Source organism: Bradyrhizobium sp. CB3481 (assembly GCF_029714305.1).
In the GTDB taxonomy this organism is placed as follows: domain Bacteria; phylum Pseudomonadota; class Alphaproteobacteria; order Rhizobiales; family Xanthobacteraceae; genus Bradyrhizobium.
On sequence record NZ_CP121647.1, the window covers coordinates 4,028,612 to 4,049,145 of the forward strand.

24 protein-coding genes are annotated in these 20,534 nt (G+C 63.1%); 15 read left to right on the forward strand and 9 right to left on the reverse strand.

Annotated elements, in window-relative coordinates; all coding sequences use genetic code 11:
* Window positions 1–55: 55 nt before the first annotated feature.
* Genes yajC through QA643_RS19555 form a run of 5 tightly spaced genes read left to right on the forward strand, consistent with a single transcriptional unit; the run spans window position 56 to window position 4,345 of the window.
* Window positions 56–418, forward strand: coding sequence for a preprotein translocase subunit YajC (yajC, locus tag QA643_RS19535; RefSeq protein ID WP_283027547.1), 363 nt, complete (start codon window positions 56–58; stop codon window positions 416–418).
* A 54-nt stretch (window positions 419–472) separates the two neighbouring features.
* Window positions 473–2,077 (forward strand): protein translocase subunit SecD, encoded by a 1,605-nt coding sequence (gene secD, locus QA643_RS19540; RefSeq protein WP_283027548.1) that lies wholly within the window; start codon window positions 473–475, stop codon window positions 2,075–2,077.
* Window positions 2,078–2,093: 16 nt separating this feature from the next.
* Window positions 2,094–3,095, forward strand: a complete 1,002-nt coding sequence (gene secF / locus QA643_RS19545; RefSeq protein ID WP_283027549.1) for a protein translocase subunit SecF — start codon at window positions 2,094–2,096, stop codon at window positions 3,093–3,095.
* Window positions 3,096–3,101: 6 nt separating this feature from the next.
* Window positions 3,102–3,485, forward strand: a complete 384-nt coding sequence (locus QA643_RS19550; protein WP_283027550.1) for an Mth938-like domain-containing protein — start codon at window positions 3,102–3,104, stop codon at window positions 3,483–3,485.
* Window positions 3,482–4,345, forward strand: a complete 864-nt coding sequence (locus QA643_RS19555) for a phytoene/squalene synthase family protein (protein WP_283027551.1) — start codon at window positions 3,482–3,484, stop codon at window positions 4,343–4,345. Before QA643_RS19550 ends, QA643_RS19555 begins: the two co-directional genes overlap by 4 nt.
* 133 nt (window positions 4,346–4,478) lie before the next feature.
* Here the strand turns inward: QA643_RS19555 and QA643_RS19560 are convergent, their stop codons facing one another.
* The 3 genes from QA643_RS19560 to QA643_RS19570 form a co-directional block, all read right to left on the reverse strand.
* Window positions 4,479–5,576 (reverse strand): serine/threonine protein kinase, encoded by a 1,098-nt coding sequence (locus QA643_RS19560; RefSeq protein ID WP_283027552.1) that lies wholly within the window; start codon window positions 5,574–5,576, stop codon window positions 4,479–4,481.
* A gap of 4 nt (window positions 5,577–5,580) precedes the next feature.
* A complete protein-coding gene (gene trmFO, locus QA643_RS19565) occupies window positions 5,581–7,014 on the reverse strand; it encodes a methylenetetrahydrofolate--tRNA-(uracil(54)-C(5))-methyltransferase (FADH(2)-oxidizing) TrmFO (protein ID WP_283027553.1) in 1,434 nt (477 codons plus the stop codon).
* Window positions 7,015–7,176: 162 nt separating this feature from the next.
* Window positions 7,177–7,329, reverse strand: a complete 153-nt coding sequence (locus QA643_RS19570; RefSeq protein ID WP_016846063.1) for a DUF1127 domain-containing protein — start codon at window positions 7,327–7,329, stop codon at window positions 7,177–7,179.
* A gap of 477 nt (window positions 7,330–7,806) precedes the next feature.
* On the opposite strand from QA643_RS19570, the gene QA643_RS19575 reads away from it, so the two are divergent.
* Complete coding sequence (locus tag QA643_RS19575; protein WP_283027555.1) at window positions 7,807–8,004, forward strand: hypothetical protein; 198 nt, start codon at window positions 7,807–7,809, stop codon at window positions 8,002–8,004.
* Between the two features lie 97 nt (window positions 8,005–8,101).
* The gene (locus QA643_RS19580; RefSeq protein WP_283027556.1) at window positions 8,102–8,404 is read left to right on the forward strand and encodes a hypothetical protein; all 303 of its coding nucleotides are present in this window, start codon (window positions 8,102–8,104) and stop codon (window positions 8,402–8,404) included.
* Between the two features lie 49 nt (window positions 8,405–8,453).
* On the opposite strand, the gene QA643_RS19585 is transcribed toward QA643_RS19580, so the two are convergent.
* Complete coding sequence (locus QA643_RS19585; RefSeq protein ID WP_283027557.1) at window positions 8,454–9,269, reverse strand: lytic murein transglycosylase; 816 nt, start codon at window positions 9,267–9,269, stop codon at window positions 8,454–8,456.
* Window positions 9,270–9,484: 215 nt separating this feature from the next.
* Window positions 9,485–10,396, reverse strand: a complete 912-nt coding sequence (locus QA643_RS19590) for a DUF2189 domain-containing protein (protein WP_283027558.1) — start codon at window positions 10,394–10,396, stop codon at window positions 9,485–9,487.
* Between the two features lie 310 nt (window positions 10,397–10,706).
* On the opposite strand from QA643_RS19590, the gene QA643_RS19595 reads away from it, so the two are divergent.
* Together QA643_RS19595 and QA643_RS19600 are read left to right on the forward strand one after the other, a co-directional pair.
* Complete coding sequence (locus tag QA643_RS19595; protein WP_283027559.1) at window positions 10,707–11,090, forward strand: DUF3597 domain-containing protein; 384 nt, start codon at window positions 10,707–10,709, stop codon at window positions 11,088–11,090.
* A gap of 149 nt (window positions 11,091–11,239) precedes the next feature.
* A complete protein-coding gene (locus QA643_RS19600; protein WP_283027560.1) occupies window positions 11,240–12,031 on the forward strand; it encodes a fumarylacetoacetate hydrolase family protein in 792 nt (263 codons plus the stop codon).
* A 176-nt stretch (window positions 12,032–12,207) separates the two neighbouring features.
* Here QA643_RS19600 and QA643_RS19605 read toward each other — a convergent pair whose 3' ends face one another.
* Complete coding sequence (locus QA643_RS19605) at window positions 12,208–12,480, reverse strand: GNAT family N-acetyltransferase (RefSeq protein WP_283027561.1); 273 nt, start codon at window positions 12,478–12,480, stop codon at window positions 12,208–12,210.
* A 96-nt stretch (window positions 12,481–12,576) separates the two neighbouring features.
* Here QA643_RS19605 and QA643_RS19610 point away from each other — a divergent pair, with 96 nt between their 5' ends.
* Both QA643_RS19610 and QA643_RS19615 read left to right on the forward strand, forming a co-directional pair.
* Window positions 12,577–13,521 (forward strand): tetratricopeptide repeat protein, encoded by a 945-nt coding sequence (locus QA643_RS19610; protein ID WP_283027562.1) that lies wholly within the window; start codon window positions 12,577–12,579, stop codon window positions 13,519–13,521.
* Between the two features lie 174 nt (window positions 13,522–13,695).
* Complete coding sequence (locus QA643_RS19615; RefSeq protein ID WP_283027563.1) at window positions 13,696–14,097, forward strand: SPW repeat protein; 402 nt, start codon at window positions 13,696–13,698, stop codon at window positions 14,095–14,097.
* A 64-nt stretch (window positions 14,098–14,161) separates the two neighbouring features.
* Here QA643_RS19615 and QA643_RS19620 read toward each other — a convergent pair whose 3' ends face one another.
* Window positions 14,162–14,686, reverse strand: coding sequence for a DUF3828 domain-containing protein (locus QA643_RS19620; RefSeq protein ID WP_283027564.1), 525 nt, complete (start codon window positions 14,684–14,686; stop codon window positions 14,162–14,164).
* A 237-nt stretch (window positions 14,687–14,923) separates the two neighbouring features.
* Between QA643_RS19620 and QA643_RS19625 the strand changes: the two genes are divergently transcribed.
* Both QA643_RS19625 and QA643_RS19630 read left to right on the forward strand, forming a co-directional pair.
* Window positions 14,924–16,498: an acyl-CoA synthetase gene (locus QA643_RS19625; RefSeq protein ID WP_283034856.1), complete on the forward strand. Its 1,575-nt coding sequence runs from the start codon at window positions 14,924–14,926 to the stop codon at window positions 16,496–16,498.
* A 4-nt stretch (window positions 16,499–16,502) separates the two neighbouring features.
* Window positions 16,503–17,360: a DUF296 domain-containing protein gene (locus QA643_RS19630; protein ID WP_283027565.1), complete on the forward strand. Its 858-nt coding sequence runs from the start codon at window positions 16,503–16,505 to the stop codon at window positions 17,358–17,360.
* A gap of 169 nt (window positions 17,361–17,529) precedes the next feature.
* Here the strand turns inward: QA643_RS19630 and QA643_RS19635 are convergent, their stop codons facing one another.
* On the reverse strand, window positions 17,530–18,186 hold the full coding sequence (locus QA643_RS19635) for an outer membrane protein (protein WP_283027566.1): 657 nt from the start codon (window positions 18,184–18,186) through the stop codon (window positions 17,530–17,532).
* Between the two features lie 467 nt (window positions 18,187–18,653).
* Window positions 18,654–18,977 (reverse strand): hypothetical protein, encoded by a 324-nt coding sequence (locus QA643_RS19640; RefSeq protein ID WP_283027568.1) that lies wholly within the window; start codon window positions 18,975–18,977, stop codon window positions 18,654–18,656.
* A 79-nt stretch (window positions 18,978–19,056) separates the two neighbouring features.
* On the opposite strand from QA643_RS19640, the gene QA643_RS19645 reads away from it, so the two are divergent.
* On the forward strand, window positions 19,057–19,833 hold the full coding sequence (locus tag QA643_RS19645; RefSeq protein WP_283027569.1) for an AAA family ATPase: 777 nt from the start codon (window positions 19,057–19,059) through the stop codon (window positions 19,831–19,833).
* A 144-nt stretch (window positions 19,834–19,977) separates the two neighbouring features.
* Window positions 19,978–20,532 (forward strand): SRPBCC family protein, encoded by a 555-nt coding sequence (locus QA643_RS19650; protein ID WP_283027570.1) that lies wholly within the window; start codon window positions 19,978–19,980, stop codon window positions 20,530–20,532.
* The last annotated feature ends 2 nt before the right edge of the window (window positions 20,533–20,534 follow it).

Here is a 20,534-nt window from a genome sequence, read left to right on the forward strand (position 1 = left end):
GGCCGCTGCGCCCAGGCATGGCCGGTTCTTTTCCGTCTTAGCGAGGATTGTTCGAATGCTGATTACCCCTGCATACGCCCAGGCTGCAGCCGGAGGCGATGCCAACAGCATGTTGATGTCGCTGCTGCCGTTCGCACTGATCTTCGTGATCATGTACTTCCTGATTCTGCGGCCGCAGCAGAAGAAGGTCAAGGATCACCAGGAACTGGTCAAAAACATCCGCCGCGGCGACACGGTGGTGACCTCGGGCGGCCTGGTCGGCAAGGTGACCAAGGTGGTCGACGATGACCAGATCGAGTTCGAAATCTCGGATGGCGTCCGCGTCCGCCAGATGCGGCAGATGATTTCGGGCGTCCGCGCCAAAGGCGAGCCGGCCAAGGAAAAGAGTGAGGCCAAGGACGAGTCGTCCGCGAGCTGAGTTTTGCGCGCCGCTGACTGCGGCGCATTTTCCTGGAAGTGACGGGTCTACTCGATGCTGTATTTCTCGCGGTGGAAGGCGCTGGCGATCATTCTGACCGCGCTGATCGTCTGCCTGTTCGCGGTGCCGAACTTCTTCTCCCAGGAGCGGGTGAAGACCTGGCCCGTCTGGGCCCAGCGTCACATCGTGCTCGGTCTCGACTTGCAGGGCGGCTCGTATTTGCTGCTCGAAGTCGACGCCAACTATGTGAAGAAGGAAAAGCTCGAGCAGGTGCGCGACGAGGTGCGGCGCGTGCTGCGCGTCGACGCCAAGGTAGCCTACACCGGGCTTGCGGTCCGTAACGACGCGGTCGAAGTCCGCATCAGCCGAGAGGCCGATGTGGCGACCGCGTTGCCCAAGCTGCGAGACCTCGCGCAACCGATCGGCGGACTTCTGGGCGGCAGCGGGCAGCGCGATCTCGAGGTGAGCGATGCCGGCGGCGGGCTGATCCGCATCACGATCCCGCAGCCTGCGGTGCTCGACCGCATGCGCAAGACCATCGAGCAATCGATCCAGATCGTCGAGAAACGCGTCAACGAACTCGGCACCGTCGAGCCGATCATCCAGCGCCAGGGCACCGACCGCATTCTGGTGCAGGTGCCGGGCCTGCAGGATCCGACCCATCTCAAGGAACTGCTCGGCAAGACCGCGAAGATGGAATTCCGGATGGTCGACACCTCGGTGCCGCCGGACCAGGCCCAGGCGGGCCGGGTGCCGGCCGAATCCGAAGTGCTGATGAGTTCGACCTCGCCGAAGGTCCCCTATGTCATCAAGCGGCAAGTTCTGGTGTCGGGCGGCGACCTGATCGACGCCCAGCCGGGTTTCGACCAGCGCACCAATGAGCCGATCGTCAGCTTCAAGTTCAACAGTTCGGGCTCGCGCAAGTTTGCCCAGGCAACGTCGGAAAACGTCGGCCTGCCCTTTGCGATCGTGCTCGACAATGAAGTGATTTCTGCGCCCGTGATCCGCGAGCCGATCACCGGCGGCTCGGGGCAAATCTCCGGCAACTTTACCGTTCAGGCCGCCAACGATCTCGCGATCCTGCTGCGCGCCGGTGCGCTGCCGGCGCCGTTGACCGTGGTTGAAGAACGCACCGTTGGTCCGGGCCTCGGCCAGGATTCGATCGAGAAGGGCGAGCTTGCGGCTTATGTCGGCTCGATCATGGTCATCGTGTTCATGCTGGTGACCTATCGCCTGTTCGGCGTGTTTGCCAATGTCGCGGTCGCCATCAACGTCGCGATGATCTTCGGCCTGCTGTCGCTGCTCAATGCCACGCTGACGCTGCCCGGCATCGCCGGCATCGTGCTGACGGTCGGTATTGCCGTGGACTCCAACGTGCTGATCTATGAGCGCATCCGTGAAGAGCTGCGCCATGGCCGTAATGCGATTTCGGCGATCGACGCCGGATTCAGGCGCGCGCTGGCGACCATCCTGGACTCCAACATCACCACGTTCATTGCCGCCGCCGTGCTGTTCTACATCGGCACCGGGCCGGTTCGCGGCTTCGCGGTCACGCTCGGCATCGGCATCATCACCACAGTGTTCACCGCGTTTACGCTGACCAGCCTGATCGTCGCCGGCTGGGTACGATGGAAGCGGCCGAAGACCGTGCCAATTTGAGAATGCGGAGCCGGCTTTGACACAATACGTTCTCATCGGGCTGGGCGTTCTGATCGCCGTGCTCACCGTGGTGGCGATCTTCGACGTGCTGCCGCCGCTGCGCATCGTACCTGACGACACGCATTTCGATTTCACGCGCTTTCGCCGCATCAGCTTTCCGATCTCGGCTGCGCTGTCGATCCTCGCGATCGTGCTGTTCTTCACCCACGGGCTGAATTTCGGCATCGACTTCAGGGGCGGCACGCTGCTGGAAGTGCAGTCGAAGTCCGGACCAGCCGACATTGCCGCGATGCGGGCCAAGCTCAGCACGCTCGGCCTCGGCGAGGTTCAGCTTCAGCAGTTCGGTGATGCGACCAACGTCCTGATCCGCGTTGCCGAACAGCCCGGCGGCGACAAGGCACAGCAGGAAGCGGTGACCAAGGTCCGCGGCGCGCTCGGCGACAGCGTCGACTACCGCCGCGTCGAAGTGGTGGGGCCGCGCGTTTCCGGCGAATTGTTGGCCTTTGGCATGCTCGGCCTGATGCTGGCGATCATCGCGATCCTGATCTATCTCTGGTTCCGGTTCGAGTGGCAGTTCGCGCTCGGCGCCATGATCGCCAACGTCCACGACATCGTGCTGACGATCGGCTTCATGTCGATCTCGCAGGTCGATTTCGACCTCACCAGCATCGCGGCGCTGCTCACGATTCTCGGCTACTCGCTGAACGACACCGTCGTGATCTATGACCGCATTCGGGAAATGCTGCGGCGCTACAAGAAGATGCCGATGCCGCAGCTTCTCAACGAATCCATCAATTCGACGCTTTCGCGCTCAATCATCACCCACGTCACGGTGACGCTGGCGTTGCTCGCGCTGCTCTTGTTCGGCGGCCATGCGATCCACAGCTTCACGGCGGTGATGATGTTCGGCGTGGTGCTGGTCGGTACCTACACCTCGATCTTCATCGCCGCGCCGATCCTGATCTATCTTGGCGTTGGCGAGCACCGCGACGCGCCGGATACGCCTGCGAAGAAGTAATTCATCATGGCCAGTTCCTCGGACGCTCCACATCTTCCGAGGTCGGCGCCGATCGAAGCCTACGGCAAGGGCGGCTTCGCCTTCGCCGACATGTCGCATCGCGGCTCGCTGATGTGCCTGCCCGACGGCATCTGGGCCTGGCCGGTGACGAGGCCCGCCGAGATCGACGAATATTCCTTAGGCCAGGTGTTCAAGGCCGCCAACGCCATCGATACGCTGATCGTCGGCACCGGCACCGAGATCTGGGTGCCGCCACGCGGACTGCGCGAAGCGCTGCGTGCCGTGCGCGTGGTGCTCGATGCGATGCAGACCGGGCCAGCGATCCGCACCTATAACATCATGCTGGGCGAGCGGCGGCGCGTTGCAGCGGCATTGATCGCGGTACCATGACCGAGAGCGCGACGTCGAAAGCGTCTGCCGCGTTCTGCGCCGATCTGGTGCGCACGCATGACTTTACCCGCTATGCGTCGACGCTGTTTCTGCCGGCGGCCCAGCGCCGCGCACTGCTGTCGGTCTACGCCTTCAACGTCGAGATCTCGCGGGTGCGCGAGCAGGTCAGCCAACCGCTGCCCGGCGAAATGCGGCTGCAGTGGTGGACCGACATGCTTGATGGCGCCGGCCATGGCGGCGTCGAGGGCAATCCGGTCGCTGCTGAACTGTTGCAGACGATCGGCGAATTCCGCCTGCCGGTGGCGCCGTTGTCGCGGCTGATCGAGGAGCATCAGTTCGACCTCTACAACGACCCGATGCCGTCGATGGCGGCGCTGGAGGGTTACCTCACGGACACATCCGCGGCGCTGTTCTCGCTCGGCGCGCGGATCGCGGCGCCGCCCTCGCCGGCGATCGACCATCTCTCCCGCCATGCCGGTCTCGCCCAGGGTATTGCGCAGGTGGTCGGAGCGCTGCCGCTGGACGCCGCGCGGCGTCAGCTATTCCTGCCGCTGCAATTGCTGCAACAGCACGGCAGCGGGGTCGAGCAGGTCTATTCGGGCAAGCAGACGCCCAACATCCGCGCCGCGATCGACCAGCTGGTCGCAGAGGCACGAAACCATCTTCGCACGGCGTTCGAGCTGCTCGCGCATGTGCCGCCGGAAGTGCGGCCGGTATTCCTGCCGCTGGCGTTGGTCTACCGCGACCTCAAGCGCATGTCGCGCGCCGACGCCGATCCGTTCGTGCCGCACGCAACGTCACGGCTACGGGTCCTGTGGACGCTGTGGCGCGCGTCGCGGACGAAGGAGTTCGGCGGGTAGGTAGCCGCCCAATCAGTCGTCATACCCCGCGAAGGCGGGGTATCCAGTACGCCGCGGCCTTGCCATCTACACGAACGTCTCTGGAATACTGGGTCACCCGCCTGCGCGGGTGACGACATGTTGGAATCAGGCGCTACCGCGAATTCAACTCGCTGCTCTCGAAATTGAACCGATCCCGCAAATTCTTGCGGCTCTCCAGAATGTCCTTCAGGAACGCGCGATCGACGTCGCTCGTGATCAGTGGCTCGATCAGGTCGACCTGGTTCATCGCGACGAGCTGCAAGATCTCCGTCCGCGGCTTGCCGGCGGAGTCGCGCGGCAGCGCGTGCACGACCTGGATGTGCTCCGGCGCTCTGGTGCCCTTGGCTGCGCCAAGTTCGCTGCGCAACTGCTTTTCCAGTGCGACATCGTCGGCCTCGACAAAAGCGTACAATCCCACGCCAGCCCGGCGATCGGCGAAGGCCACGATCGCGGTGTCGCGCACGCCAGGATTCTGCCGGATCAGCTCGACGAGGACCGGCGCGTCGTTGACCAGCCGGCGGCCGCCGCCTTCACGATCGGTGAAGTTGAAGAGGCCGCGGGTGATCGCCTGATAGACCTTCTTGCCGGTCTTGAGCCAGAGGCTGGCGACGAAGGATTTGCGCGCCAGGATCTTGCGCTCCATCGGCGTGAGCGCCTGTGGCGCATAGCTGCGCTTGTGCTTGAGCAGATGCCGCAGATCCTCATAGGCCGCGATCCGGAACAGCCGGCTCCTCGTCTTGAAGCAGACGGCCAGCTGGAAGTCGGTCAGGTATGCGCGTCCGTCGCGGCCCACCAGCCAGTTCTGCTCCTTGGCGAGATCGTTGTGGCAGATGCCGGCGCGGTGCAGTCTGCGCAGCGCTGTCTTGGCGGAGCGGAAATAGGCGATGTCGCCATGCGGCTTTGCCAGATGCAGCGCGACGCCGTCGACAAAGCCCCGCACCAGCGCTCTTCGTCCGGCCCACAGCAGTTTCGGCCCGACATTGAGTTCGCGCGCCAGCGCCAGCGCGCGGCGCTCACGGGCGAACAGATGGCGAGCGAGGGGGTAGGACCAAACCGGCACCTGGTCGAGCCGGCGCAGCACCGCGTCGACCTCGCCGGCATCCGCGCGAAAGCGGCCGCGCTCGACGGTCGAGAATACGTCGCGCTTGAGCAGCACGCCTTCGGTCCAGCGCGCCGACAGGGTGGCGGCGTCGTCTCCGGTCAACGCCATGGCCTTACGCCGCCGCCGCTACGCGCAGATGATCCGCGATCCAGCGATCGAGGTCGACAAGCGCGCGGGCGCTGAGCGCCTGCTTTTTGGCGACGCTCTTTTCGTTGCCGCGCAGCCGCGTGCCGTCAGGCTTCTTGGTCGGCACACTGGCAAGCGGCGGGAACAGGCCGAAATTGATGTTCATCGGCTGGAACGAACGCGTTCCGGCCTCGATGGTCTCAATATGACCGCCGGTGATATGGCCGAGCAGCGAGCCCAGCGCGGTGGTCGCCGGCGGCGGTTCGAGCGACTGCGCGCGCGCATTGGCGGCGGCATAGAGACCGGCGATCAGGCCGATGCTGGCGGATTCCACATAACCCTCACAGCCGGTCATCTGGCCGGCAAAGCGCAGCCGCGGCTGCGCGCGCAGCCGCAGCTGGCCGTCCAGAAGCTTTGGCGAGTTGAGGAAGGTGTTGCGATGCAGGCCGCCGAGCCGGGCGAATTCGGCGTTCTCGAGACCCGGGATGGTGCGGAACACGCGCTGCTGCGCGCCGTAGTTCAGCTTGGTCTGGAAGCCGACGATGTTGTAGAGCGTGCCGAGCTTGTTGTCCTGCCGCAGCTGGACGATGGCGTAGGGCTTCACAGTTGGGTTGTGCGGGTTGGTCAGCCCGACCGGCTTCATCGGCCCGTGGCGCAGCGTCTCGTGGCCGCGCTCGGCCATCACCTCGACCGGCAGGCAGCCGTCGAAATAGGGCGTATTGGTTTCCCACTCCTTGAAGTCGACCTTGTCGCCGGCCAAGAGTGCCGCGACGAAGGCGTCATACTGCTCTTTCGTCATCGGGCAGTTGATGTAGTCGGCGCCGGTGCCGCCGGGCCCGACCTTGTCGTAGCGCGACTGAAACCATGCCACCGACATGTCGATGGAGTCCTTGTGCACGATCGGCGCGATCGCATCGAAGAAGGCGAGCGCGTTCTCGTCGGTCAGCGCGCGGATGGCTTCGGCCAGCGGGGCCGAGGTGAGGGGGCCGGTCGCAACGATCACATTGCCCCATTCGGCGGGTGGAAGTCCGGCGATCTCGCTGCGGTCGATCTCGATCAAAGGGTGCTCGTCGAGCGCCTTGGTGACGGCTGCGGAGAATCCATCGCGGTCGACCGCCAGCGCCCCGCCGGCGGGCACCTGGTTGGCATCGGCCGAGCGCATGATCAGCGAGCCCAGCCGGCGCATCTCGGCATGCAGCAGCCCAACGGCGTTGTTGGCGGCATCGTCCGAGCGGAACGAGTTCGAGCACACCAGTTCGGCGAGACCTTCGGTGCGGTGCGCCTCGGTCATCCGCAGCGGGCGCATCTCATGCAGGACGACGCGAACGCCCGCATTGGCGACCTGCCAGGCGGCTTCCGAGCCGGCGAGGCCGCCGCCAATCACATGGACGGTATCAGTTTGGGAGGTGGAGGAAATCATGCGCGCAGGGTTACCGCGTTTTCGCGCCAAGCGCACCTGCAATAGCGTTTTCAAGTGAAGCTGATGCTGACCCCGCGTGGAGGAAACACGTCAAACGAGAGGCAAAAACGACAACGCCCGCAGCGGGGCGGGCGTTATCCGTTCATTCACGGCCGAACAGGATCAGCCGTTATAGGTTCCAGCGGCAACGCGCGGAATGTCGGAACGATCGAGGCCGATATCGGCGAGTTCGCGATCGCTGAGCTGCGACAGTTCGCTGACATTGCGCTGATAATCCCGGAATGCCTGGATCATGCGGATGAGCGAGAGCAACATGGTAGTCTCCTTGCAGTTACGATTCACCCCTTCGAAAGGGCGTCAATCGTTGAAATGAATATAGCTCAGATTTTGCAGTGCAGAAGTTCCTATGTTGCGATGCAGCTAATCCCAAAACGCATGGCGATGGTAAGGTGCGCTTAACGTTTTGACGCAGTCCTTCGATTAGCTGGTAGAATCTCCCTTGAACCGTCCTGAGGCGGAAATAATGCCGTAATATTGCGGGGTTACGCGTAAGCCGCTGATTAATCGTGGAATCCATCGGGACATGCGTCGGGACGGTTCCCCATCGGCAGGAAAGTCATCTGCAGAATAAAGCGCGCTCGTAAGCGCTGCGTTTTGGAACTTTCTTATGCGCGAATCGCATGCGATGAATTGATCATAGATGAATTTACATTCATTATTATGTTGCAGCCGTTCGTGATCTCAAGGAGGGTTCTGAAGCAGCTCGGACCGTTGCCAGCGCGAGGGCGAAGCATGGGCATGCCGGCGGCCCCTGAATCGACCGCGGCGCGAGAGAGTAATGGCGTGACGCACCAATCGCTTTCTCGTGTGTTGAAACACGGCATGTCGATCGCTGAGTTGTCGCTGTGTCGAATGATTTTGCTGCGCGCGACAAATGATGCCGATGGAGCCGCGCATTCTTCCTTACCGGACCGTAATGAAAAAACGTGATTCCGCATAAGGGCGTTGCACGCCACGCTGGTGATCTCGCGCGAAGTTCATTCTCAAAGTTTCTACGCTTCGGCGAACAATTGCCGTTGCAGCGGCAATGGCGCCGCCTGCGCAAAAAACAAAAAAGGGAGTTACCATGCTCAACAAATTACTCGCAGCTACGGTCATAGCTGCCCTGGCCTATGCCGTTTCTCCCGCCGACGCCGCGCGAGTCAAAGCGGCCTGCAGCGGCGATAATCTGAGCAAGACCGAAACAACGGTCGAGAACATGGCGGATGGCGAGGGCAAGATCGCCGCGCAGAAGGAGATCGCGGCGGCCCAGGATGCGATGCTGAGCGGCAAGGCCGGCGCCTGCGCAGCGCATCTGAGCAAGGCGATGCAGGCGAGTGCGGCGAAATAGGTATGGTCACAAGGGGCCGGTCGTTGCGGCCGGCCCTTTGCGTTGCGGCTTAGGGGGCTCGCGAAAGCTGCGTGGCGAAGTAGGCGATCGTCCTGGCGTAGACCTCGCTCTTATTCCACTCCTTGATCGCAGCAAAATTGGCGCTGCCGGGCTCCCAGTCCTTGCCGCGCTGCCAGCCGTGGTTGGCGAGGAAGTTGGCGGTTGAGGCCAGCACGTCCGGTGCGCTGCGCAAGAGATCGCGGCGGCCGTTGCCGTCGAAGTCGACCGCGAACTTGACGTAGGACGAGGGCATGAACTGGGTCTGGCCGATTTCGCCGGCCCAGGCGCCGCGCAGGTCCTGCGGCGCGATATCGCCGCGCTCGACGATGCGCAGCGCATCCATCAGCTCGGCCTTGAACATGTCGGCGCGGCGGCAATCATAGGCCAGCGTCGCCAGCGCGCGCAGTGTCGGGAATTTTCCGATGTTGACGCCGAAATCGGTCTCCAGTCCCCAGATCGCCACCAGCACTTCGCCTGGCACGCCGTAGGCCTGCTCGATGCGGCTCAGCACGGAGCCATATTGCTTGAGCATGTTGGAGCCGCGCGTCATCCTCGGCGGCACCATGCGGCCGGAGAATTCCTCAAAGGTCTGGCTGAACACCTTTTGCGATTGGTCGCGGGCCAGCACGCTCTTGTCGAGCGTGACGCCGGAAAGTCCTGCCTGGATGGCGGAAGCGGATATTCCCTTGGCGGCGGCTTCCTTCTTGAAATCTTCCAGCCACGTTTCAAACGGGCCCGTGCCGCAGGGCGCGGCGAGCGCAGGCGCTGCAGAGATCAACAGCAGCATGCCCACAGTGAGAGTGCGCAAGGATAGGTGGGAAGTCATCGTGCCGTTCGCTCCACAATCGATGCGTGATCAACGTTAGTGTCCACGCCGTGTCGAATGTTCGAAGCAAGATCGGCCAAAACAAGGCTGATGTCGTCGTGCCAGATAGCATTCCGCCGAACATGCTCAATTCATCGTTAGTGAGCAGTGAACAGCGGACGCCGCCGGTCGGGCTTCGACCGGCGGCGTGAACGATCAGGGTTCCCCCATGCGGCCTATGCGCTATCCTTCTGCCGCCACGGGAACAGGTTGGCGGGGAAATCGGCGGCAGGCTTGCGCTCGCGGTGCGGGCGGGGCGGAAGCGGCTGTGGATTGAGTTCCGGCTCGATCGTTTCCCGATAGAGGTGCCAGGTGGCATGCCCGAGCAGGGGGATGACGACGGCAAGACCGAGGAAGAACGGTAGCGTTCCGGCGGCCAGCAGCAAAGCGACAATCAGGCCCCAGGCGGCCATCGGCACGGGATTGCGTGCGACCGCGCGCAGCGAGGTGACCATTGCATCGCCGGCGCTGGCGTGACGGTCGAGCATCAGCGGGAAGGAGACGACGCTGATGCAAAGCGCGACGAGAGCAAACACGAAGCCAACGCCACAACCGACGACGATCAGCCACCAACCTTGCGCTGTCGTAAGCACGCGTTCGGCGAAATTGTAGATGCCGGTGGCGCCTTCATAGCCGAACGCGGCGATGTAAAGCGCTTGTGCGGTTGCCACCCAGGTCACGAACAGTGCCAGCAGCAGCACGCCGAGCCCGAGCATGGCGCCGAATGATGGCGAGCGCACGACTTCAAGCGCATCCCACGCGGTCGCCTGTTCGCCACGTTCACGGCGCCGGCTCATCTCGTAAAGGCCGACCGCGGCAAACGGACCGATCAAGGCAAAGCCAGCGGCCAGCGGAAACAGCAGCGGTATCACCGAATAGCCGTGCACGGCGCGGGCCAACATTAATCCGAGCACGGGATAGATGACGCACAGGATGACCGCGTGGGTCGGAACGGCCTTGAAATCTTCCCAGCCGCGCTGCAGGGCCCGATGGAGTTCTGACAAGCCGATGGTTCGGATAACTGGGGCGTCGGCGGCATGCGGTCCGCTCTGCGCCATCGATGTGACATTGCCGTGATAGGTGGCCATGGTCGCTGTCTCCCTCGCGGCCGCATCGCACGCCTGTCGAAAGACGCTAATGCGACCTTTCATAAAACGATCACGATCCGGCCAGACGCGAAGACAGATAGCGGAACTGGCCATGTCGCGAACTGTAGTGGCAGCGTACTCCCAAACTGTGATCAACAACAGCGACAAACGAACTCACGCTTAGGTGAAGGTTTCGTTGGCAAGTGTCGCCCGGCTGGCTAGACTTGCCGGCGATCCGGACCGTGGTGCTGCGGATCAAACGGTGCCCGCCAGGACTCAAACCCCCTTCTCAAGTCATTGGGAGTGAACGATGAGCATTTTCGGAAAAATCATGAGCGCGATCTTCGGCAGCAAGGCGGATGCTGCGCCGGCCGGCGGCGGCACGGCTGCAGGGGGAGGGGCATCCGGTGCGGCCGCCGCTGCGCCGGCCGCCGCGACTGTCGATGTTGCGCCGATCCTCGACAAGGCCGTGGCGGCCAAGGGCGAGAAGCTGGCGTGGCGCACCTCGATCGTCGACCTGATGAAGGCGCTCGACATCGATTCGAGCCTCGGCGCGCGCAAGGAGCTGGCGAAGGAGCTCGGCTATACCGGCGACACCAACGATTCCGCGAGCATGAACATCTGGCTGCACAAGCAGGTCATGGCCAAGCTCGCCGCCAATGGCGGCAAGCTGCCGCCCGATATCAAGCACTGACGCTTGCCTCGCATGCGAAGGCCCGCAGCGATGCGGGCCTTTTTCTTTGCGATTGCAATGCAGCAACCTGCAAACGGTATCCACTTCGCGGGAAAAACGCTGTAGATACGCGAGTTGACAAGAAGACTCAGAGAATAAGGAGGACACCAATGAGCAATCTCGATCGCAGGACCGTTCTGGCCACCGGCGCGCTGGCGCTGGCCGGTACGGCCGTACAAGGCGAAATGGCCGCGGCGCAGGCCGGGCCGAAATCGATTTTTCCGGTTGGCACGACGACGATTCCGATCGTCGGTGAGACCGACGTGTTTCCGGTGCGGCGCATCTATTGCATCGGCCGCAACTACGCCGCGCATGCGCGGGAAATGGGATCTGATCCGAATCGCGAGCCGCCGTTCTTCTTTCAGAAGCCGACCGATGCGATTCAGAACGTCGCGATCGGCACCGTCGCCGATCACCCGTATCCATCGCTTACCAAAAACTATCATTACGAGGTGGAGCTGGTGGCGGCGCTGAAATCGGGCGGCACCAATATCCCGCCGGAGCAGGCGCTCGGCCATGTTTACGGCTATGCGCTCGGCCTCGACATGACGCGGCGCGATCTGCAGCGGGCGATGGGCGATGAGAAGAAGCCATGGGAGATCGGCAAGAGCTTTGACCGCGCCGCCGTGCTCGGGCCGATTCATCCCGCAGCCAAGACCGGACATTTCACCAAGGGCGCGATCTCGCTGGCGGTGAACGGCACGGTCAAGCAGAACTCCAACCTGCAGAACATGATCTGGAGCGTGGCCGAGCAGATTTCGAAATTGTCGGAAGCCTTCGAGCTCAAGGCGGGCGACATCATCTATTCGGGAACGCCGGAGAATGTCGGTCCGGTCGTGAAGGGCGACGTGATCCTGTGCAAGATCGAGGGCCTGCCGGATATGTCGATCCGGATCGTTTGAACCGGCCCACCCACCGTTGTCGTCCCCGCTAAAGCGGGGGTCCATAAGCACGGAGGGTCCTAATAGGCGGGACGCGCGCCGGATCCTGTCTTACATCGCGTGCAACAATTAGCGAGGCGGCGTATGGGTCCCTGCGTTCGCAAGGACGACAGCGAGCTTGTAGGGAATGCGCGCCCTCACGCCGTCAGATCGGCAAACTCCGGATTCCGGCGCAGATAGTCCACGACGAACCCGCAGCCGGCGATGACCTTGCGTCCGTCGGCGCGGATCAGCTCGAGCGCTCCCTTGATCAATTCGGAAGCGATGCCGCGGCCGCGCAGCGCGCGGGGTGTCTCGGTGTGGGTGATGATCACTGCCGATGGTGTCACGCGATAATTCGCAAACGCGACAGTGCCCTCGACATCGAGTTCGAAGCGGTTTTGAGCCTTGTTGTCGCGGACGGCGGCCATGCGGCGATTCCCGGATGAATAGCCCTTTCATTTAGGGACATGAACCCGCCGATGCAAACCGGCGACGAATGGGAAACAAATCGCCGGGGATCGACCATGGGTGGCTTGACTTGCCTGACCGCCATATTGCTGGGCACCGTAGCCGTGTCCGCGCAACCGCCTGCGGCATTGGCCCAAAGTGACCAGAGCTGGCAAAGCTGTATCAGCGTGACCACGCCGCCGGACGACAAGGTAGCCGCCTGCGGTGCCGTCATCGATGCCAAACCCGACAACAGCGCCCGGCTCGCCACCGCCTATTGCTTCCGCGGTCATGGCCTGATCGAGAAGCGCCAGCTCGATGCTGCGTTGTCCGATCTCAACGAGTCGATCCGTCTCGATCCCACCTCGGCCTGCGCGTTCACCAATCGCGGCCGCGCCTATGGCTTCAAGGGCGATCTCGATCGTGCGATCGCCGACTATGACGAGGCGATCCGGCTCGATCCGTCCTTTGCGCTGGCCTACAACAATCGCGGCGATGCCTGGCGGGGCAAGGGCGATCTCGATCGCGCCATTGCCGATTTCAGTGCCGCCATCAAGCACAATCCATCGCTCGCCATCGCCTATGGCAACCGTGGTTACGCCTATCACCGCAAGCGTGACATGGCACGGGCTATCGCCGATTACACGATGCAGATCAAACTGAAGCCGGACGTGCTCGCCTATATCAACCGCGGCAATGTCTATCGCGAGCTCGAGCAGCTTGACCGCGCTGCAGCGGACTATGGCGAAGTGATCCGGCTCGCACCATCGGATGCGCGAGGCTACCGCAACCGCGGGCTTATCCGCTTCTATCGGGACGACATCAAGGGCGGCCTTGCCGATTACGACAAGGCCCTGCAGTACGATCCGGCCGATGCCTATTCGTGGAACAACCGCGGCCTGGGCAGGATGCAGGCCGGCGACAAAGTGGGCGCGATTGCCGATTTCCGCAAAGCGCTGGAACTCAGTCCGGGCCTGAACACCGCGCGTGACGCCTTGCAGCGGCTTGGTGCGATGCAATAAGACCCCACGCGGCTTTTTTCTACCCCACGATGCCTTTCGGCGGGCCTTGCAACGCGATGCAGGGTTCCTACGTCTTTGGAATGACATACGCCGCCGAGGCGGCCGGGCTCGATATCGGAAATGCTGTGATCGCGGCCGCCGACGTATGCCTCTTTTTTCAAGGGGAGGTCTACAATGTCCGGCTTTAATTTCTTCAGCAAACATCGCACATGGGAAGACTGGTTCGGCATGCTGCTTGGCGTGTTGATCGTTGTATCGCCGTGGTTTCCCTTCTCCAGTCACGATGTCATGGATTCCGAGCGCAGCACCATGATCCTCAACACGTTCGTGGTCGGCATGCTGGTGTTCGGCCTGGCCCAGCTCGAATATGTCGCATTGCAGCGCTGGGAGGAGGTGGGGGAGGTCGCGCTCGGCCTCTGGCTGATGGCCTCGCCATTCGTCCTGGGTTACGCCGGCGACGAGATGCTTCGGGCCTGGCACATCGCCCTCGGCGCAATCGTCGCCCTGCTGGGGGCGCTTCAGCTCTGGCAGGACTGGCGCCTGAGCGATCAGGATCTGGCCGACCATCCGCAGTAGTTTCGCCTGTCCCGCCGGCCACGCACCGCGACCGGCGGACGCCGATGCCTGGTACTTGCGATGCCTAGTACTTGAATGAATCGACGAGCAGGGCGCGGACCGACCATGGGCTGCCGTCGACGGCACCCTTGATGTCGTCGATCTTCCATTGGCCGCCTTCGAGGACGAAATCGTAGCGGATGGTCTTGTCGGCCGCGTTGGCACGCGCATCGCGCTGGCGAGCCTCGATGGTGACGGCCATGGTAGCTTTGTCGGCCGCCTGCTTCTCGGCAGCGATCTTGTACGATTTGACGTCGGGATCCTGCGAGTTCGTGACGGGATCGAAGCCGACCGGCCCGCCATCACCCTTGCGCGTGCGGGCGTCCGCCTTGTTCCAGAGTGTGGCCAGCGCGTGCGACAGATATTTCGCCCGCGCCGCCTTGTTCTCGATCACAAACGTTCCGCCACCATCGCCCTTGCCCTTGATCACGCGGGTATAGATCGCGGTCAGGATGGCGGTGGGATCATCCGCCGCGCCGGCGTGACGCGGCAGGATCGCGGCCAGCACGACGGCTGCGCCCGATAAAATCAGTTTTCTGCGGGCAATCATTTGGCTTCCTTCAAATCGTTTTGCGTGAGGACTTGCGCAGGCGGGTCAGTTCGGTTGTAGCGGCCGCACGATTATCATCGCGGAAAGCGCCCGGCTTACGGATTTGAGCAGGCGTGCCGCTTTCTGCTATCGTCGTTGGATGTCTGTCTTTTCAAGCGTAATGGTTGGCTCCCTGTGACTGAAACCGTGACTATTCCGATCCCGCGCGGCGGCCTGGCGCGGATGTCGCGCCGGGTGATGAACTTAGGCCATCTCGCGACCCAGAATGCCCGCCGCCATGGCGATCGCGTCGGCTTCATCTGGGGCGACAAGTCCTGGACCTGGCGCCAGATCGATGCCGCCGTGTCGGCGCTGGCGGCTGGCCTTGCCGCGCGTGGGGTAGTCAAGGGCGACCGCATCCTGGTTCATTCCAAGAACTGCGACGAGATGTTCTGGTCGATGTTCGCGGCCTTCCGGCTCGGCGCGGTGTGGGTACCGACCAATTTCCGCCTGATGCCGGACGAGGTCGCCTATCTCGCCAGCGCCTCCGGCGCCAAGGCGTTTCTGTGCCATGGCGATTTTCCCGAGCATGCCGCGGCGGCGGCCAATCCGGCGCTCGAATTCATCTGGCGGATCGGCGAGGGCTCGCTCGGCGAGCGGGCGGTAAGCGATGTCATCGCGGCGCAGGCCGGCGTCAGGGTCGAGAACGCCGCGGTCGACTACGACGATCCGTGCTGGTTCTTCTTTACCTCGGGCACCACCGGGCGCTCCAAGGCGGCGGTGCTGACCCACGGCCAGATGGCCTTTGTCGTGACCAACCATCTTGCCGACCTGATGCCGGGCACGACGGAGATCGATGCCTCGCTGGTGGTCGCGCCGCTGTCGCATGGCGCTGGCGTACATCAGCTCGTGCAGGCGGCGCGCGGTGTGCCGACCATCCTGCTGCCGACGGAAAAGTTCGACATCGCCGAAGCGTTCCGGCTGATCGAGACGCATCGCGTCAGCAACCTGTTCACGGTCCCGACCATCTTGAAGATGATGGTCGAGCATCCGGCGGTCGACAAATACGACCATTCCTCGCTGCGCTTCGTGATTTATGCCGGCGCGCCGATGTACCGCGAGGATCAGAAGGCGGCGCTGAACAAGCTCGGCAAGGTGCTGGTGCAGTATTTCGGGCTCGGCGAGGTTACCGGCAATATCACGGTTATGCCGGCGATCCTGCACGATACCGAGGACGGCCCGCAGGTGCGCATCGGCACCTGTGGCTTCGAGCGCACGGGAATGCAGGTGTCGATCCAGGGCGACGACGGGCGCGAGCTCAAACCGTTCGAGACCGGCGAGATCTGCGTGATCGGGCCGGCCGTGTTCGCCGGCTATTTCGACAATCCCGAGGCGAACGCGAAGGCATTTCGCGACGGCTGGTTCCGTACCGGTGATCTCGGCCATATGGACGAGGAGGGCTTTGTCTACATCACCGGCCGTGCCTCTGACATGTACATCTCCGGCGGCTCCAACATCTATCCGCGCGAGGTCGAGGAGAAGATTCTCACCCATCCCGCGATCGGCGAGGTCGCCGTGCTCGGCGTGCCCGACCCGTTCTGGGGCGAGGTCGGCGTTGCCGTCTGCGTCGCGCGCGAGGGCGCTGCCGCCGTGAGCGAAGCGGAGCTCGCCGCGTTCCTGGCGCCGAAGGTGCCGCGCTACAAGATGCCGAAGCGCTTCTTCTTCTGGGAGGCGCTGCCGAAGTCCGGCTATGGCAAGATTCCGAAGCGGCTGGTCCGCGATGAACTGGAAGCGCGAGGGCAGCTTGATCTCATTGCCAAGTCGGGTGGCTGAGCCGATGCGCAGCATCGCGCAGCCGGGCACGCCCGTGCCCGAACGCATTCAATGGGTCGAGGCGCGCGGACGCGCATTCTCGTTCACGCTGCAGGCCGGCCTGCCGCTGCTCGAAGCCGCGCGCCGCGGCTTTGCCGACGCCGGATTTTCCGGCGGCGTTTTGAGCATGCGGGGAGGCGCGCTCGGGCCGTTCGCCTATGTGATGCCGGCGCTGTCGAAGACCGGCGCGAATGCGGCATTCTACAGCGATACCTTCCGGCCCTCCGGCATCACGCAGCTGAGGTGTGGCGCGATGACGCTCGGCGAGCGCGACGGCGCGCCGTTCTTCCATTGCCATGGGCTGTGGACCGAGACCGACGGCCATCTGCATGGCGGCCACATTCTGCCCGAGGAAAGCATCGTCGCCGAATCGTTCGCGGTGGAGGCGTTCGGCATCGATGGCGCGATGTTTACTGCAGAGCCTGACAGCGAAACCAATTTCAAGCTGTTCGGCCCTGTTGCGCGCGCCGCGACAGGTGCGAAGGCCGACAGCCGCGCTTTTGCGCTGCGGCTGCGGCCGAATCAGGATTTCGCCGCGGCGCTGGAGACGTTCTGCCGCCAGCATGGAATCCTGCGCGCGCGCATTCACGGCGGCGTCGGCTCCACGATCGGCGCGCATTTCATCGATGGCAGGAGCGTAGTGCCGTTTGCGACCGAGCTTGCGATCAAGGCCGGAAGCGTCGCGGCCGGCGCCGACGGCACGCTGCAGGCGGAGCTCGACATCGCACTGGTCGACTATCTCGGCGGCATCGCCGAAGGGCGGCTGATGCGCGGCGACAATCCGGTGCTGATGACGATGGAGCTGGTGCTGGAGGTGCTGTGACTGCGCACCTCATCACGGATTGTCGTGCCCCGCGAAGGCGCGGCACCCAGTACGCCGCGGCCCATCGATTTGATCACAGGCGTCTCTGGAATACTGGGTCACCCGCCCCAGTGCGCAATTGCGCACAAGGCGGGTGACGACAGTTCGAGTGGGGCGAGCCCTACGGTTCTCACCTGAAGTGATAGTTCACGCCAACCTTGATGGTGTGAAAGTCGATGGTACCGGAGTCTACCAACGGAGGGCCGCCGAAATTGTAGGCCTCGCTGCCGAGGCTGGTGAACATGTATTCGCCCTTGGCCGACCAGTTCGGCGCGAACATGTACTCGAGGCCGCCGCCGATGGTGTAGCCGGTATGAGTCTGGCTGTCCGAGAACGTCACGATGCCGTCCGAGATGGACCACTTCCTGTTGGCCCACGCATAACCGCCCTTGGCGTAGATCAGGGCGGCATCCATGGCGAAGCCGGCGCGGCCGGTCACGCTGCCGAATGAGTTGATCTTGGTTTCCTGCGTGACCAGGAAGCCGCCGGCGTCCTCGGTGAATCTGTCCTTGATGCTGGCGCCTGCGGCGTCGACTTCGACACCGAACACGAACTGGCTGCCCGGAAGCTGCCAGTTGTAGCCGACTGTGCCGCCGCCAAAGCCGCCGCTGCCAGCGTCGGTCTCCCAGCCATAGCCGCCCATCGCGCCGAGATAGAAGCCAGACCAATTGTACGCCGCAACCACCGCTGCCGGGGGAGCCTTGGCGTAGGGCCGCGCCGGCAGGTCGGCAGCCGAGGCCGCGGTCGCGACCGAAAGGGCCACACCAGCTAGAAGTAGTTGTTTCATATTCTGTCCCCTGTAGTTGAACACTCGTTTAATCCCCTGCGGGCCCCATCACGGACCGATTGAAGCGGCATGGTGACGTAACGTTCTTGGAAGCGGGCGCGAACGCGCCCAAAAGACTAGACTGCAAGCGACGTTTGCGCGGGTGTGACAACGTCGTTCGCTGATTAACTATAGGACATCCATGCCGGCAAAAATTGGACCGAAGCGCGTCCGCTCATTGACGTCGGCAGGTTGCTATTTCGACGGCAGTGCGGCGAGCTGTGGCGCGAAATGCGTTCGCGATTTGCGCGAGAGGCGAGGCGATGCGTTCGTATGATCGCGGTTGTTGGATTGCTTCGCTGCGCTCGCAATGACGAAGAAAATCGCGACGCACACGCCTCGTCATCCCCGCGCATGCGGGGATCCTGTACGCCGCGGCTTATCGGCTCAATCACTGTCCTCTCCGGAATACTGGATCGCCGTTTGCATCACCGCGGCTTGCGAACGTGAACGTTGATATCGAGATCGATATCGCTGACGCAGGTCTGTGTCGTGCGATGCGAGCGGCCTTCGTGCCAGCGGCCCTCGCGCGCATGGGCATCCTTGACGCCTGCCAGCTTCAGGCAGCGCCATTGCGGCAGAGGGCCTGAGCTTTCGCCGGCGAACTGCCAGGCCAGCACGACCTCTTCGCCGCTCTTGTTGGCGCCGATGATGTGCGGACATAGTTCGCGGCGGCGGCCGTCATAAAAGCAAACCACTTGCCGCGCGCTGAGGATAGCGTTGCGGAAGAAGACATAGGTGACGCTCGGCATTGGGTGTGCCATCTAGGATTGTAAGTTATTCCCTGTATAACCGTAACGAACGATTTTGTTTCCTTGAGATCTGAATCCAATGGCTTACAAACGCAATCGTACGATCAACCTGCCGGCGCCGTACCTGAGGCGAATCTGGCTCGAGCCCTCGCGCATCACAGATCGGGAATCCTATCCGTTCTGCCTGCCGTTGCTGCGCGACGATTTCGACCTGCGCTTCGAGCGGGCCACTACCATCATCGTCGGCGAGAACGGCACCGGCAAATCGACGCTGTTGGAAGGCATCGCGGCGCTGGCCGGCTATGATGAGGCCGGTGGTGGCAAGGGTTACATGCCGGTCGACCATTCATGGGCGCTGGAGAAAATGGGAGGCCAATTGTCCAGCGCGTTGCGGGCGAGTTGGCTGCCCAAGATCACCAATGGATGGTTCTTCCGCGCCGAAAGCTTTTTTTCGGTCGCCCGCTATCTGGACGAGATGGCCCAGCGATATCCGAGGGGAGGAGGCCCGCCACCCGATTTCCTCTCGCATTCCCACGGCGAAGGCTTTTTGCGCTTCTTCGAGGAACGCTGCCAGCGCCAGGGCATCTTCATCTTCGACGAGCCGGAATCGGCGCTGTCGCCCGGGCGTCAGATCGAGTTTTTGAAGCTGATGCGGCGGATGGAGGATATCGGCCATTGCCAGATCATCATGGCCACGCACTCGCCCATGCTGATGGCATACCCGAACGCGACGCTGCTGCGGCTGACGAAATACGGATTGGAGCCGGTGACGCTGAAGGATACCGACCACTACAAGGTCATGCGGGAGTTTTGCGAGGATCCGAAGGGATTCGTGGACGCGGCGATCGCGGAGTGAGGCGAGGTATTGACTTGCCGCACCAGCGGTTTCGCAACAGGGGCGCTTCCGGCCGATGCCACGAACCGGCCTTGTTTGCTGCGAGAATGCGGTAGGATAACAGCAAGCCCGCGCCGGCGGGCCGGTAAGACATTGGGGAAACGCATGAGAGCAACGATTGTAAGAGCTGCGGCAGTGATGGCGGCCCTGGGTGTAGTTGGGGCGGCTTTAACCGCGGCCTGGGCGCATGGGCCGACGCGCCAGAAGGTGCGGGAATCGATCGAGATCAACGCGCCGCCGGCGAAGGTGTGGGCCGCGATCGGCAATTTCCAGGACATGAGCTGGCTGCCGCCCGTCAGCAAGACCGAGGGCGACAAGGGCAATGCGATCGAGGCCACGCGGCGGCTGACGCTGGCCGGTGGAGCGACGGTCGATGAGGAGCTCTACAAATACGATGCCGAGAAGATGACCTATTCGTACCGGATCACCGCCGTCGACGTGAAGGTGCTGCCGGTCACCAACTATTCGTCCACCCTGACGGTTGCGCCGAGCGCCGACGGCAAGGGCAGCAGCCTGGAGTGGGCCGGTGCGTTCTATCGCGGCTTTCCCAACAACGATCCGCCGCCGGAGCTGAACGATCAGGCCGCGGTGAAGGCGGTGAGCGAGCTCTATAAAGCGGGTCTTGAGGCGCTGAAGAAAAAGGTCGAAAGCGGAAGCTGATC

What these genes read in the sequence shown, in the direction of transcription:
- QA643_RS19620 (WP_283027564.1), bottom strand. Translation starts at nt 14,686, where the DNA reads ATGATTGCCCGCAGAAAACTGATTTTATCGGGCGCAGCCGTCGTGCTG.
- QA643_RS19560 (WP_283027552.1), bottom strand. Translation starts at nt 5,576, where the DNA reads ATGGCGTTGACCGGAGACGACGCCGCCACCCTGTCGGCGCGCTGGACC.
- QA643_RS19605 (WP_283027561.1), bottom strand. Translation starts at nt 12,480, where the DNA reads ATGGCCGCCGTCCGCGACAACAAGGCTCAAAACCGCTTCGAACTCGAT.
- QA643_RS19650 (WP_283027570.1), top strand. Translation starts at nt 19,978, where the DNA reads ATGAGAGCAACGATTGTAAGAGCTGCGGCAGTGATGGCGGCCCTGGGT.
- QA643_RS19645 (WP_283027569.1), top strand. Translation starts at nt 19,057, where the DNA reads ATGGCTTACAAACGCAATCGTACGATCAACCTGCCGGCGCCGTACCTG.
- QA643_RS19590 (WP_283027558.1), bottom strand. Translation starts at nt 10,396, where the DNA reads ATGGCCACCTATCACGGCAATGTCACATCGATGGCGCAGAGCGGACCG.
- yajC (WP_283027547.1), top strand. Translation starts at nt 56, where the DNA reads ATGCTGATTACCCCTGCATACGCCCAGGCTGCAGCCGGAGGCGATGCC.
- QA643_RS19615 (WP_283027563.1), top strand. Translation starts at nt 13,696, where the DNA reads ATGTCCGGCTTTAATTTCTTCAGCAAACATCGCACATGGGAAGACTGG.
- QA643_RS19555 (WP_283027551.1), top strand. Translation starts at nt 3,482, where the DNA reads ATGACCGAGAGCGCGACGTCGAAAGCGTCTGCCGCGTTCTGCGCCGAT.
- QA643_RS19600 (WP_283027560.1), top strand. Translation starts at nt 11,240, where the DNA reads ATGAGCAATCTCGATCGCAGGACCGTTCTGGCCACCGGCGCGCTGGCG.
- secD (WP_283027548.1), top strand. Translation starts at nt 473, where the DNA reads ATGCTGTATTTCTCGCGGTGGAAGGCGCTGGCGATCATTCTGACCGCG.
- QA643_RS19580 (WP_283027556.1), top strand. Translation starts at nt 8,102, where the DNA reads ATGGCGCCGCCTGCGCAAAAAACAAAAAAGGGAGTTACCATGCTCAAC.
- QA643_RS19575 (WP_283027555.1), top strand. Translation starts at nt 7,807, where the DNA reads ATGGGCATGCCGGCGGCCCCTGAATCGACCGCGGCGCGAGAGAGTAAT.
- QA643_RS19595 (WP_283027559.1), top strand. Translation starts at nt 10,707, where the DNA reads ATGAGCATTTTCGGAAAAATCATGAGCGCGATCTTCGGCAGCAAGGCG.
- QA643_RS19585 (WP_283027557.1), bottom strand. Translation starts at nt 9,269, where the DNA reads ATGACTTCCCACCTATCCTTGCGCACTCTCACTGTGGGCATGCTGCTG.
- QA643_RS19550 (WP_283027550.1), top strand. Translation starts at nt 3,102, where the DNA reads ATGGCCAGTTCCTCGGACGCTCCACATCTTCCGAGGTCGGCGCCGATC.
- QA643_RS19625 (WP_283034856.1), top strand. Translation starts at nt 14,924, where the DNA reads ATGAACTTAGGCCATCTCGCGACCCAGAATGCCCGCCGCCATGGCGAT.
- trmFO (WP_283027553.1), bottom strand. Translation starts at nt 7,014, where the DNA reads ATGATTTCCTCCACCTCCCAAACTGATACCGTCCATGTGATTGGCGGC.
- QA643_RS19630 (WP_283027565.1), top strand. Translation starts at nt 16,503, where the DNA reads ATGCGCAGCATCGCGCAGCCGGGCACGCCCGTGCCCGAACGCATTCAA.
- QA643_RS19640 (WP_283027568.1), bottom strand. Translation starts at nt 18,977, where the DNA reads ATGCCGAGCGTCACCTATGTCTTCTTCCGCAACGCTATCCTCAGCGCG.
- QA643_RS19570 (WP_016846063.1), bottom strand. Translation starts at nt 7,329, where the DNA reads ATGTTGCTCTCGCTCATCCGCATGATCCAGGCATTCCGGGATTATCAG.
- QA643_RS19635 (WP_283027566.1), bottom strand. Translation starts at nt 18,186, where the DNA reads ATGAAACAACTACTTCTAGCTGGTGTGGCCCTTTCGGTCGCGACCGCG.
- QA643_RS19610 (WP_283027562.1), top strand. Translation starts at nt 12,577, where the DNA reads ATGGGTGGCTTGACTTGCCTGACCGCCATATTGCTGGGCACCGTAGCC.